The following is a 12,708-nucleotide window of genomic DNA, read 5'->3' as shown; positions in this document are numbered from 1 at the left end:
ATTCCTCCTAATTCGGTTTGTCTCATCAACACGTTATGATGAAACAAACTAATAAGCGACAGGAGGAAAGAAAAAAGGCATATGGTCAGTGTGTATTTGCTTATACTATAAACTCTGTAAATACAGGACTACGCGGCATTCCGGATTTGGTCCAGTTACGCATTCTTACCTTGGCACGTAGCCGGGGCTCCAGATGTATAAACTCTTTATCCTCACCAGTTACAAGTTGTGAGTCCACACCCCGGAATGCCTGCTTATGGAGCGGTGACACGCCAAGCTCAATTACTCCAGCCGGTCGCAGTTTGCCGGATCTACCGGGCACTGCTGCTAACCAGCCGAATTCCTGCTTGCGATAAGCTGTTATATATACATCGGCATAGGTCCAGTTAATGACCTTCTGTCATGCGTGGGATCGGCGTCCAGTGGCGTATCCTTCATCGATGTTGTTAAACCTCGAATAACGGTAAATCATTACCGCTCCTGGTACGGATACGGGATACCAGTCGCCTACCTTATTAGCTAATAGTCTTGTGAGCTGCGGACGCTGGTAAGCTACAGTGTGCGGATGATCAAATAAGTTGTCTATGAATTGCTGGAGTGGCATGGATTCGAGTTTCATTTAACGTTCTCCTTTCAATAATTTGCTCTCGTCCCCATGGGGACAAATTGGGGACGAAATGCAGAATACCTACCTCCAACCAGCCCCAAACGAGCATAAACATGAATTACGTAATCCCTTATGTACAAGGGATATACTAACTCACCTCATCACAGCTTATAGACGCAGCCTATCACTTCTATAGAAATCATATCTTGGAATTATAAATGAGGCGATGTTATATTTAGATCATTCAAGAGAGACTCCACACTCTCTTCCATTGAACGATTCTACTATATGAGGTGAAGACATGAGCAAGAAGACAATGTTTGAGAAAATTTGGGATAATCACGTAATCCATCAAGAGGAAGGTAAGCCTAGCATTATTTATATTGATCTGCATCTGGTGCATGAAGTTACCTCTCCGCAGGCCTTCGAAGGTCTCCGTCTCAGCGGACGCCAAGTCCGCCGTCCCGGCCTTACTTTTGCTACCATGGATCATAACGTTCCTACGAAAGACCGTTACAACATTACGGACCCTATTTCCAAACAGCAGATTGACACGCTGTCGCAGAATTGCCGCGATTTCGGAGTCAGATTGTTCGACCTGAATGATATCGATCAGGGTGTCGTGCATGTTATGGGCCCGGAAATCGGCCTGACACATCCCGGCAAAACCATTGTCTGCGGTGACAGCCACACTTCCACGCACGGAGCATTCGGCGCACTGGCCTTCGGTATTGGCACAAGTGAAGTTGAGCATGTTCTGGCTACCCAGTGCTTGCAGCAATCCAAAGCCAAAACGATGGAAGTCCGCTTCATCGGCAAACGTAATCCTGGAGTGACTGCCAAGGATATGATTCTCGGTGTCATTGCCAAATACGGCACTGATTTTGCAACAGGCTATGTTATTGAATACACGGGCGAATCCATCCGTGAGCTGTCGATGGAGGAACGTATGACCGTCTGCAATATGTCGATCGAAGGCGGGGCAAGAGCGGGGCTGATCGCTCCTGATGAAACTACCTTCAACTACCTGCGTGATCGCCAATATGTCCCTCAGGGTGCCGCGTATGATGCTGCTGTTGAAACTTGGAAAGGCCTTGTAAGCGATGAAGGTGCAGAATATGACACGATTGTTGAGTTCGATGTGGAATCTTTGATTCCGCAAGTGACCTGGGGAACTAGCCCGGGCATGGGCACAGACATCAATTCCAGTGTGCCGAACCCTGCTGATTTCTCGACTGAAAATGAACGTAAAGCTGCTGAAAAAGCGCTTGAATATATGGATCTGGCACCAGGCACACCTATTTCAGAAATTCCGATTGATTATGTCTTTATCGGTTCCTGCACGAATGGCCGGATTGAGGATTTGCGTGCTGCTGCCGAGGTAGCCAAAGGTCACAAGGTATCCGACAAGGTTACGGCAATTGTTGTACCGGGCTCCGGACGCGTGAAGCTGCAGGCGGAGAAGGAAGGTCTCGATGTAGTGTTTACGGAAGCAGGTTTTGAATGGCGCGAAGCGGGCTGCAGCATGTGCCTGGCGATGAACCCGGATGTACTTCAGCCTGGACAACGCTGCGCATCAACCTCAAACCGCAACTTTGAAGGACGCCAGGGACGCGGAGGACGCACGCATCTCGTATCTCCGGCAATGGCCGCGGCGGCTGCAATCAAGGGGCGTTTCACCGACGTCCGCGACTGGAACTATAAGACGGAAGCCGTCAATTCATAGAAATCGTAGAGAGAGCGGGAGGATACAACAATGGAAGCTTTTAAGAAATTAACAGGAATCGTTGCCCCGGTTGACCGGGTAAATGTAGATACGGATGCTATTATTCCGAAGCAGTTTTTGAAACGGATTGAACGGACTGGATTTGGACAATTTCTTTTTTACGAATGGCGTTTTGACGAAGCGGGCAATGACAATGCCGCTTTTGAGATGAACAAACCGCGCTATAAAGGCGCATCTGTATTGATTTCGCGGGCTAATTTCGGCTGCGGCTCCTCCCGGGAGCATGCGCCGTGGGCGATCATGGACTATGGCTTCAAAGTAGTAATTGCCCCATCTTATGCAGATATTTTTTACAACAACTGCTTCAAGAACGGGATTCTTCCGATCAAGCTGTCGGAATCGCAGGTCGATGAGCTGTTCAGCCGTACGGCAGCCCATGAAGGCTACAACCTGACGGTTGACCTTGAGAACAACACGCTCAGCGATGAATACGGACTGTTGATCAGCTTTGAGCTGGATGAGCACCGCCGCCAGTTCCTGCTGCAGGGGCTCGATGATATCGGGCTGACACTTCAGCATGCGGATGAAATCGCCGCTTACGAGGAGCGCCACGCGGCAAAGCTGTTTTCGTAAGCGATGTAAAGAGCACGTTGGGTCAAAGGGAAAACGGAGTTTTATTCCTGAAGAATACGTAATCTTTACAAATTTTACACAAAACTTCTATTTCCGGGTGTCGGAAATAGAAGTTTTTTTGCTATAATCGATATATTCATTGCCGCAGAAGGCAACTTTTGGAGATTTCTGTCGTCTTAATCTTATCTATGTATCTATCATTTACCAGAAGGAGAGGAAAAGAAAGGATGAGAAGAGCCGGACAACGGGTGTTATTTTTGCTGCTGCTGCCACTGTTACTGCTATCATTCGCCGGCCATGAAGCTGCCGCCGCCGGAAGCGGGACAGGCAAGATTATTATGGATAATCAGGAGCTGACAATGCCCAAAGGCGCCAAAATTGAATATGTCGATGGAAGCGTTATGATTCCTATTCGGGTAGTTGTGGAGAATCTGGGGTTCAAAGTCGACTGGGAGCCGAAGTCGCGTAAAGTAACCGTTCAACAGGATGGCAGAAGCGTGCTGCTGGCCGTAGGAAGCAAAACGGCTGAAGCCGATGGAACTACACTAGCTCTAAATGCGGCACCCAAGCAGAATAATGGAACTGTACTAGTGCCTATCCGATTTGTAAGTGAGCAATTTGGGCTTATCGTGGGCTGGGACAACAGCGACAAAACTGTCTATTTAAGCGGCGGTTCTACAAGCGGTACGGACATTTCTGCAACTCCAGCGCCGTCCGCCAGTTCAACACCGGCGCCTGTTTTGAGTCCAAGTCCAACCCCTGTCCCGAATGAAACTGGATCAGAGGGAGAGATCGTGACAGGAACCGCAGGCCCAACACCAACGCCGATCCCCGGCAGTGGAGGTACGACAGTTACGTCTCCTCAGATCATGGGGGCGGTGTTCAGCGAAAATCGTTTGATCGTTTCCGCCACGGGTGGAGCCAAGCCTACTGTTACCAAGATGAGCGGCCCTGACCGGATTGTGGTTGATTTCCCCAATACCTCGTTCGCGGCGGATTTCGTTGGCAGTCTGCCTGGCACAGCCCCTAACGGCAGTCCGCAAGGCAAGCTGGATGTTACCGGTTACCCATTGATTTCGGAAGTCCGTTATGCGCTGTTCAGTTCCAATCCCTCTACCGTAAGGTTCGTTATTCAAACGATTGGAAGCCAGCCGTATCAGGTAAGTACTGACGACAGCACCGGGCTGGTTACAATTGATTTAAATGTAGTGGCTAATGGAGGCAGTACTACCGTAGGACCGGGAATCACCGGCAAGCCGGTTGTCGTTCTCGACGCAGGACACGGCGGTAAACAATCTGGAGCCGTAAGCCTGACAGGGAAGCTGGAGAAAAACTTCAATCTCTCAGTTGTGAATAAGGTCGGGGCACTGCTTCTGCAGGAAGGTCTGGTCGACGTGGTGTTTACCCGCACGGATGACAGTACACTCGGTCTGCAGGACCGGGTCGTAATTGCTGAAGCAAATCAAGCGAACCTGTTTATTTCAGTGCATGGAAACTCGCTGGACCTCAAATATCCCAACAGGGAAAAGATCAATGGCAGTGAGACCTACTATTCCCGTACTGAAAGTCTGCCGCTCGCCCAGGTCCTCCACAAGCATCTGGTCGCGGGAACAGGCTTCAAGGACAACGGGATCAGGAGCAAAAGTCTGCATGTTACAAGAGAAACTACAATGCCGGCAGTGCTGCTGGAGGTAGGTTATCTTACCAATCAGGGGAATGAGGCGGGCATGTATGATAGCCAGCTTCAAGACAGGCTGGCTAGGGAAATCGTAGCCGGAATTAAGGAATATTTGGGATTATAGATATAGAATCTTGTTAATAGGCGCGGAATTACTAGCTTTTTAATGGGATTTATTCGCAACTTTTAGCGGATACCAGCGTCTAATCAATGTCGAGGGTTGTCAATGGCGAGATCATCATGAACGCCGTTCTCTGGCGGAATACTAGATTCTTAGAGGTGAAGAATGAAGAAATTTGCTTTTACGCTGTTGCTGCTGCTCTTTGTACTGGTATTGCCGGAGCATGGACATGCTGCTGCCGGGAATAAGATCTTTCTGGATGGCCAGGAGCTGACAGCAGGACAGGATGCGCCGGTCGAAAATGTAAAGAACTCAGTTATGGTGCCGCTAAGAATGATCGCCGAAAACCTTGGCTATAAGGTGGATTGGGATCAGAAGAGCAAGACGGTTACAATTGAACAGCAGGGCAAGACGATCAAGCTGATCGTGGATCAAACGGCAGCTTCCGTTGATGACAAAACCGTGATTCTCACGGCGGCGCCAGTAGCGCGCGCAGGTACTACACTCGTACCGATCCGGTTTGTCAGCGAGCAGTTTGGCCTTACTGTCACCTGGGATAACGCCCAAAAGACTGTAAACATTATTACCCCGGAAACTGGCGGTAATAACACCGGTTCAGAGGGAAGTTCTGGTGACGGTGGATCAACCGTCGTTGTTCCTCCGGCAGAGTCGACTAGCGGCCTGACAATGGTGAATGGCATCAGCTTCAGCCAGAACCGTCTGACCATTGCAATGGATGGCAGCTCCGCGCCGAATATAACGAAGATGACAGGGCCGGACCGGATTGTTGTCGATCTGCCAAATGCCACGTTCTCGGATGTGTTCGGAAGTGGACAAGAACTTGACCCCAACCTGAATGGCAAACTTGCTGTAACGGATTACCCGGATGTATCAGGTGTACGTTATTCTTTGTACAGTACAAGCCCTTATACCGTTCGCTTTGTAATTGATTTGAACACTTCCAAGAACTATAGTCTTGAAGTATCAGGTGATTCCTCCAAGCTGGTTGTGGTTGATCTGAATGCGAAAAGCACAGAAGATACGACGACACAGCCCGGCAATAACGGCCGGAAGCTGGTGGTGCTGGATGCCGGCCATGGCGCCAAGGATTCCGGAGCTGTAGGGGTTACCGGTAAATATGAGAAGAATTTTAATTTGGCCGTTGTTCTTAAAGCAGCAGAACTGCTGAAACAGGAGAATAAAATCGATGTAGTTCTTACTCGCAGCGATGATACGTTCCTGGAATTAAAAGACCGTGCGGGTATGGCCAATAAGCTTAAGGCCGATCTGTTTATTTCCGTCCATGCGAACAGCGGTGGTTCATCGGCTGCAAGTGGAACAGAAACATATTATCAGCGGGAAGCGAGCAAGGCACTGGCGAAAGTGATGCATAAGTATCTTGTCAAGGCGACCGGGCTTAGCGACCGTGGTGTGAGGTATGGCAATTTCCACGTCATTCGTGAGACGACAATGCCTGCCGTACTACTTGAAGTAGGTTACTTAAGCAATAAAGGCGATGAATCGCTGTTGTTCTCGGAAACATTGCAGAACAATGTGGCAGCATCCATGGTCAGTGGTATCAAGGAATATCTGGGAATGTAACAGCAGACTTAGCGGCAGATGAGAGCTGCAAAGCCAGCTTTCGGCCTGATTTGCAGGCGAAAGAGGCTTTGCAGTTCTGTCTGCCCGTATTCATCTAGAGGGGGTAAATGTTGATGAACAAAAAACTGACATATGCAGGGGTTGCAGCACTTCTTCTACTAGTGATATCAGGCTGCGGAGACAAGCCGGCTGCAGCACCGGCTGATGAAGCGGGACAAAATTCTCCTGCAGTCGTTAGCGGAGCCGAAGGAAATAACGGAAATGGAGACAGCAACAGCAACAGCAACAACAGCAATGCAGGCGGGCTCAATACACCCGCAACTGCCGAGCCGGTTAGCACCGATGCTCCTGTTGCAACAGATAAGCCCGTTGAAGTCGACAAACAAAGCCAGAGCATTTCCACGTACTATACGGATTCGCAGCAGATGGAACTTGTGAAGGCTGCAGCAAAGATTAGCTTCGCAAACGATACGGAGAAATATACTGAAGCCTTTAAAACGCTTCAAAACAGCGATAAGGCGGATATGATCCCGTTATGGAGCGGTATTGAGCTTAAATCACTTAAATTTACAGCTGGACAGATTGTGATGGACATTCATAAACCGGCTGAGGCTCAACTGGGTGCAGGCGGTGAATCCATGGCCATCAGTGCGCTGGCTCAACTCTTCTTCCAGTTCGAAGAAGTAAAAAGCGTTGAGCTTCTGGTAGACGGTGAGCAAGTGGAAAGTTTAATGGGGCATGTGGATTTAGAACATCCAATTACCCGGGAGAACAGCGCATTATAAACGTTGCACAGGAATTTTGGGAATGTTTACCGAATTACTAATATACCATTTACATGAAGCATAGAGAGGGGAATAACCTATTGTCCGGTCATAAAAGATCCAATCACTCTATTAAAGCTTATTCCACCAAAGCGGCATCTGCTGTTCTGGCCGGCGCTATGGTGCTTGGCAGTGCGGGGGCTGCATTCGCTGAGAGCGCAGCTACTGCTGCCCCTAAAGCTACTGCTGCGCCTGTAGCAACAGCTACACCAAAAGCTACGGCAACGCCTGCAGCTACTGCTCCCCCTAAAGCTACGGCAACGCCTGCAGCTACAGCTGCCCCTAAAGCTACGGCAACGCCTGCAGCAACAGCTACACCAAAAGCTACGGCAACGCCTGCAGCAACAGCTACACCAAAAGCTACGGCAACGCCTGCAGCAACAGCTACACCAAAAGCTACGGCAACGCCTGCAGCAACAGCTACACCTAAAGCTACGGCAACGCCTGCAGCCACAGCTACACCAAAAGCTACAGCAACGCCTGCAGCTACAACTGCACCTACAGCAACGCCGCCTGCAGCTGCACCAGGATTGTTCAGCGATGTAAAAACAGGCTTCTGGGCAGAAAAACATATCTATAAGCTGGCAGCGCAAGGTCTTGTTGTCGGAAATAACGGATTATTCCGTGCGGGTGACTCTGTTACCCAGCAGGAAGCTGTGCTGATCGCACTTCGCTTCATGAAGCTTGAGGACAAAGTAAATACCGGCACTGACGTGGTGCTTCCGGCTAATTTCCAGGTGTCCAATTATTTTAAGCCGTTTGTTGTGCTGGCTTTCCAGCAGGGCCTTCTGGACAAGACGGTTGAAATGTCGGCGGATAATCTAAAGACATCCTGGGGTGACCGCAAGGCTTCACGTGAATGGATTGCTGAATTGCTGGTCCGTGCTCTTGGCAAAAACTCCGAAGCGGCCGCAGTATCAGGCAAGCCGACTAGCTTTGCTGATGATGTCAAGGTTTCGGCGAATAAGCGGGGTTACGTGAACACTGCCGTGGAATTGGGACTGGCCAATGGTCTTGACGGCAACCGCTTTGATCCACAAGGAGCGGTAACCCGTGCACAAGTGGCAACTTTCTTCAGCCGCGCAGAAGCATTTAACACTATAGGGTATGACAACACAGTCAAAGGGAGCATCAGTGCCTTGAAGGACGGGAAAATGACCGTTTACAGCAATGGTTCACCGTCTGTCTTCAATTTGACTCCCGTAACTGCATACTACACTAGTACGGCAGACACAAGAATCAGTCTGAATGATGTTCAGCCGTATACCAAAGTAACCGTTATTGGTGCAACCTATAATGCAGCTTATGTTGAGGTGACAGATCCTGCCCAGCAGGTGGTAAGTTTCGAAGGGAACTTTGCCAAGATCACTCCAAGTACGATTTGGCTTGATTCTGCTACGGGATATGACCAATACAGCTATGATGCCGATACTTCTTTTGTAGATGTAAATGGAAGCACGATTAGTTCCGGTGCAATTACCGCAAACAGTAAAGTTACCTTGCTGCGTGAAACTTTCACAGGAACTAATAAGCTGGTAAAGGTTCAGGTGACCTCGGGCGTTGTGAACAAAACGACTACAGGGACAATTCAAAGTGTGGATCAGGCAGCAAAAAGCATCACGTTCAAAAATGCTTCCGGAACTGCGGAAACGTTCAAGTGGGAAGACGGGGTTACACTGTTCAGTTCGCAAAACGCAGTTCTGCTGCCAGCCGACCTGAAGACCGGAGCCGCTGTGAAATATACGATAAATAGCAATGTCATCCGTTCGGTGGAAGTGACTTCGGGCACGGAGCGGACGGTAGAGGGATCGATTTATGAGCTTACAAGCTCAAGCATTATTTATAAAAAGTCTGACGGTGCGCGCGAAGTAAAGCTGCTGGCTACATCGCCGGCGCCGACAATTGTGATACCTAACGTTGCTAACCCGGTAATCGGTGATCTGCTTGCCGATGCGACCAGTGGAGATAATGTTCTGATTACCCTCAACAGCTCTGATCAGGTAACGAAGATTGAAGTGCTGAACCGCCAGCTGGATGAATTTATCGGTGCGACTGTAATTGCTTTTAATAGCAAGACAAAGCTGCTGACAGTTATGGACGGCAAAAGTAAAGCACATCTGGTACAGATTGATGACAAGACAAAACTTGCTTTTGACGAGGGCATTACCACATCATTGACTACTATGGGGATATATCTCTACGAAGGGCGCAGAGTGGATGTAAAAGCTGTCGGCCAGCGGGCCCTTTCGGTAGAAACCAGCACCAAATATACAGGAACCCTGTCCGAGATTAATACAACAACCAGAACGATTGTTCTGAAGCTCGCAGGAGGGCAAACTCTTACCCTGGGTTATCCACAGGTAATAGATATTCTCGGACGTACATCTTCTGCCATCACAGAAATACCTCTTAACTCTTCGGTAACCGCAGTGCTTACGAGCAATCAGGATGTCATCTCAGTGCTTAAAGTGAACTCATCAGTACAGGTTGAAATCACTACCCTTAATGCACCAATGAATAAGCTGGGTGTGAAATGGTCCGGAGGAACGCTTGAACTGAATACTTTGACTTTAGCGATGACCAATGAAGCAGGGCAAACCCTGAAAATTGGCGACTTGAAGGTCGGTGATTATGTGAATCTTACCGTAAGCGGCAGCACTCCAGTATCACTTCAGTACATCAAGCAGAATACTGGTGTTGTGTCGTCAGTAGATGCAGCTGCGGGTTCGTTCGTACTTAAGGATTATGCAGGCACCTCCCAGACGATTGCAGTCAGCGGTGGCGTAAAAATTATCCGTGACGGTGTCACTACGACAGGTCTTGGCAGTCTGACTACAGCTGACCGGGTAGATGTCCGCAAAGATGCTGACGGATCAGTGATCGTCACTGTACTGAAGCAGCTTACCCGCTCGGTTTCGCGTTACGACAGCCTAAATAACCAGATCGTAACCAAACGCTCTTCTCTGAGCGATACGAATTATCAGTTTGCGATCACTTCGAGTGTATATATTCACCAGGGTGACACGACTTTATCCGTGCAATCTCTCAAAGAAAATGATAATATTATATTGTATTTCAAAAACGATGTCTTAGTTGAAGTCGTGAAACAATAGTGACAATGGTGATTTTCCGTGAGAAACACCGTCTTGATCCAGTAGATTGTCTGGATCAAGACGTTTTTTTTGAAATATAAGCGGTTATACTTGTTTATATTTCATTACATCAGAGAAGATACGCTCGTCTGGTTTGTTGAGTGTAAATACTCCGTGGAGGGGACGCCGGTGAAAGTTGCAGAGGTCCGCCACATTCTGGATACGATTCGAGACATGTTTCCTGATGCGCATTGCGAGCTGAATCACAGCAACGCTTTTGAGCTAACCATTGCGGTGCTGCTGTCAGCCCAATGTACGGACGCAACAGTGAACAAAGTGACCGAGGACCTGTTCCAAAAGTACAAAACCCCTCTTGACTATATTTCCGTGCCGCTGGAGGAATTGGAGAGGGATATCCGGCGTATCGGCTTGTATCGCAATAAAGCTAAGCATATTCAAAGCCTTTGTTCTATTCTTATAGAGCAATATGGCGGAGAAGTGCCACAGGCTCATGACTTGCTGGTAACATTGCCGGGGGTCGGCCGCAAGACTGCGAATGTCGTTGTGTCCAACGCTTTTGGCGTACCTGCGATTGCTGTGGATACCCATGTGGAACGGGTATCCAAGCGGCTCGCACTTGCGGGCTGGAAGGATTCCGTACTGGAAGTGGAGAAGAAGCTGATGAAGGCGGTGCCTCGTGAGGAATGGACACTTACACATCATCGACTGATCTTTTTTGGCCGCTATCACTGCAAAGCCCAGAATCCAAGTTGTCAGGTATGCCCGCTCTTGGATGTATGCCGTGAGGGCAAGAAACGTATGAAAACAGCTGTAATCAGGAAAGATAATGATGTTTTAAAGGCAAGTAAAAAGTTAGAGATGAAGAAGAGGATGGGATAGAGATGAAATGCATTTCTGTATATACCAATAATTTTGAAGCTTTTTCCGATATTTTTGACCGTGTAGTGGAAAGTCCGTTGGAAGAAAATGAAGAGCAGGAAGTAGAAGGCATCACGATCAGCCATTCCGGCGATGTGCCTGAGCATTACCTGGAGCGGATGTCCCAGAAGCCTGAAGTGGTTGTTATGAGAGACAAATCCCGTGGTCTGACCATTCTTCAGCACGGTAAAGTATTCGAAATTCTGCTTCCGGTACTGGAAACAGCATAATAGGATTTACAAACAAAGAGCCGGCCTTGGGGCCGGCTCTTTGTTTGTCATACGTTTTTGAAAACGTGGGAACATCTTTATGGAATGAGCTTAAGATGAGAACTTCCTTAAACGCAAGGAGTATGCAATATAGACCATGGTGGAAGGTACGAATGCCATGACGCACAACATTAAGACTACGAGAGATGAGTACTCCAGAAGTGAACTGTTCCATACCTTTGTAGACAGGGACCTTAAAGCAATACTTCCTAAGGTCAGCAACAGTGTTATGAAAGCTGATGTTTTGCTGATTCGGGCAACCTTGGTATATTTGTCATATATAGTCGTTCGGTCAGTATGGATGGGAACAGTTCCCGGTTCTGCCGAGAAGATATGGAAGTCTCCGGCGGAGCATACATAAGTCCAGCCGCTCTCTGCAAAAATATTATGGTACTCTGCTTCCTCCTCCTTCGGCAATTCACGTATGTCAAGACAATAAATCTGCTTATGCGGCGCACCCCTTCGGATTACGTAACCAAATAAAGAGAAATGATCCAGAAACCAGCCTTTTTCTGACAGTGCGCTTAATTTGTTCATATCCTCTTCCTCGGCAAATGCCAGACCTTTCGTTATCACATAACGTGTTTGTTTATCCTTCTTCATGAGATGATTCCTCCTTCGCAGTTTGTATTGCGGCGTTTCCGTGTGCAACCATTCTAAGTCTCCGTTCGATTTCAGCTGTAATAAGTAGCTCCCCACTTTGAGTAATCTGATAAGTCTTCCGCCGTTCATCGTCGTCCTCATTCAATAGGATATAGCCTGATTTCTGCATTTTCTTGATTAGGGTGTAAAGTGTTGCAGGCCCGATTTTGACTTCCCCGTTCGTCAGTTCTTCAATATATTTCATGATCGCATAGCCGTGTTTCGGAGTGAGTAAGGCAAGCAGGATGTAGTAAGCCGAATCAGTCAACTGTTCGGTCTGCAGTGAATTAGCTCTGGACATTGGCACACCTCCATTTTCTAAAATAACAGATATATCTGATGTCGATATATCCATTAGTGATATATCTGATATGGATATAATAATTCCATAATATTGCATTGTCAAGTCAGGGATGCATAATTTTAGGCAACTGAATTTTGTAAAGGTTTATAGGGGATTTTGTAATTCGTGATTATTTGATTTGTGGCAAACTGGTGATAAAATGTAATTATTCTAGTTATGCCATTTATTTTTACGTTAAGATATATTTATTTTAGATATCGCTTTATGAAGG

The 12,708-nt window shown here is 47.9% G+C and carries 10 protein-coding genes and 1 pseudogene; 8 read left to right on the top strand and 3 right to left on the bottom strand.

Going from position 1 to position 12,708, the window contains the following annotated elements; translation table 11 throughout:
* Positions 1–100 precede the first annotated feature (100 nt).
* Positions 101–421: pseudogene (locus tag NSS79_RS22275) on the bottom strand (ATP-dependent DNA ligase); the annotation flags it as partial.
* A 487-nt stretch (positions 422–908) separates the two neighbouring features.
* On the opposite strand from NSS79_RS22275, the gene leuC reads away from it, so the two are divergent.
* The 8 genes from leuC (at position 909) to NSS79_RS22235 (ending at position 11,452) form a co-directional block, all read left to right on the top strand.
* On the top strand, positions 909–2,333 hold the full coding sequence (leuC, locus tag NSS79_RS22270) for a 3-isopropylmalate dehydratase large subunit (protein ID WP_038594356.1): 1,425 nt from the start codon (positions 909–911) through the stop codon (positions 2,331–2,333).
* A 30-nt stretch (positions 2,334–2,363) separates the two neighbouring features.
* The gene (gene leuD / locus NSS79_RS22265; RefSeq protein ID WP_342436196.1) at positions 2,364–2,966 is read left to right on the top strand and encodes a 3-isopropylmalate dehydratase small subunit; all 603 of its coding nucleotides are present in this window, start codon (positions 2,364–2,366) and stop codon (positions 2,964–2,966) included.
* A gap of 227 nt (positions 2,967–3,193) precedes the next feature.
* A complete protein-coding gene (locus NSS79_RS22260; protein ID WP_342436195.1) occupies positions 3,194–4,768 on the top strand; it encodes an N-acetylmuramoyl-L-alanine amidase in 1,575 nt (524 codons plus the stop codon).
* A 162-nt stretch (positions 4,769–4,930) separates the two neighbouring features.
* Positions 4,931–6,367 (top strand): N-acetylmuramoyl-L-alanine amidase family protein, encoded by a 1,437-nt coding sequence (locus NSS79_RS22255; RefSeq protein WP_342436194.1) that lies wholly within the window; start codon positions 4,931–4,933, stop codon positions 6,365–6,367.
* Between the two features lie 113 nt (positions 6,368–6,480).
* A complete protein-coding gene (locus NSS79_RS22250; RefSeq protein WP_342436193.1) occupies positions 6,481–7,152 on the top strand; it encodes a GerMN domain-containing protein in 672 nt (223 codons plus the stop codon).
* An 80-nt stretch (positions 7,153–7,232) separates the two neighbouring features.
* Positions 7,233–10,304: an S-layer homology domain-containing protein gene (locus NSS79_RS22245; protein ID WP_342436192.1), complete on the top strand. Its 3,072-nt coding sequence runs from the start codon at positions 7,233–7,235 to the stop codon at positions 10,302–10,304.
* A gap of 168 nt (positions 10,305–10,472) precedes the next feature.
* The gene (nth, locus tag NSS79_RS22240; protein ID WP_038600229.1) at positions 10,473–11,183 is read left to right on the top strand and encodes an endonuclease III; all 711 of its coding nucleotides are present in this window, start codon (positions 10,473–10,475) and stop codon (positions 11,181–11,183) included.
* Positions 11,184–11,185: 2 nt separating this feature from the next.
* A complete protein-coding gene (locus NSS79_RS22235; RefSeq protein ID WP_038594340.1) occupies positions 11,186–11,452 on the top strand; it encodes a hypothetical protein in 267 nt (88 codons plus the stop codon).
* A gap of 90 nt (positions 11,453–11,542) precedes the next feature.
* Here NSS79_RS22235 and NSS79_RS22230 read toward each other — a convergent pair whose 3' ends face one another.
* Positions 11,543–12,094 (bottom strand): DUF2812 domain-containing protein, encoded by a 552-nt coding sequence (locus tag NSS79_RS22230; RefSeq protein WP_342436191.1) that lies wholly within the window; start codon positions 12,092–12,094, stop codon positions 11,543–11,545.
* The gene (locus NSS79_RS22225; protein WP_342436190.1) at positions 12,081–12,434 is read right to left on the bottom strand and encodes a PadR family transcriptional regulator; all 354 of its coding nucleotides are present in this window, start codon (positions 12,432–12,434) and stop codon (positions 12,081–12,083) included. Before NSS79_RS22225 ends, NSS79_RS22230 begins: the two co-directional genes overlap by 14 nt.
* Between the last annotated feature and the right edge of the window lie 274 nt (positions 12,435–12,708).

Origin of the sequence: Paenibacillus sp. FSL L8-0436, assembly GCF_038593025.1 — a bacterium.
Taxonomy (GTDB): domain Bacteria; phylum Bacillota; class Bacilli; order Paenibacillales; family Paenibacillaceae; genus Paenibacillus_AQ.
The sequence above is the reverse complement of the archived record's forward strand: the minus strand, read 5'-3'. Positions and strand labels throughout refer to the sequence as shown.

What these genes read in the sequence shown, in the direction of transcription:
- leuC (WP_038594356.1), top strand. Translation starts at nt 909, where the DNA reads ATGAGCAAGAAGACAATGTTTGAGAAAATTTGGGATAATCACGTAATC.
- leuD (WP_342436196.1), top strand. Translation starts at nt 2,364, where the DNA reads ATGGAAGCTTTTAAGAAATTAACAGGAATCGTTGCCCCGGTTGACCGG.
- NSS79_RS22260 (WP_342436195.1), top strand. Translation starts at nt 3,194, where the DNA reads ATGAGAAGAGCCGGACAACGGGTGTTATTTTTGCTGCTGCTGCCACTG.
- NSS79_RS22255 (WP_342436194.1), top strand. Translation starts at nt 4,931, where the DNA reads ATGAAGAAATTTGCTTTTACGCTGTTGCTGCTGCTCTTTGTACTGGTA.
- NSS79_RS22250 (WP_342436193.1), top strand. Translation starts at nt 6,481, where the DNA reads ATGAACAAAAAACTGACATATGCAGGGGTTGCAGCACTTCTTCTACTA.
- NSS79_RS22235 (WP_038594340.1), top strand. Translation starts at nt 11,186, where the DNA reads ATGAAATGCATTTCTGTATATACCAATAATTTTGAAGCTTTTTCCGAT.
- NSS79_RS22230 (WP_342436191.1), bottom strand. Translation starts at nt 12,094, where the DNA reads ATGAAGAAGGATAAACAAACACGTTATGTGATAACGAAAGGTCTGGCA.
- NSS79_RS22225 (WP_342436190.1), bottom strand. Translation starts at nt 12,434, where the DNA reads ATGTCCAGAGCTAATTCACTGCAGACCGAACAGTTGACTGATTCGGCT.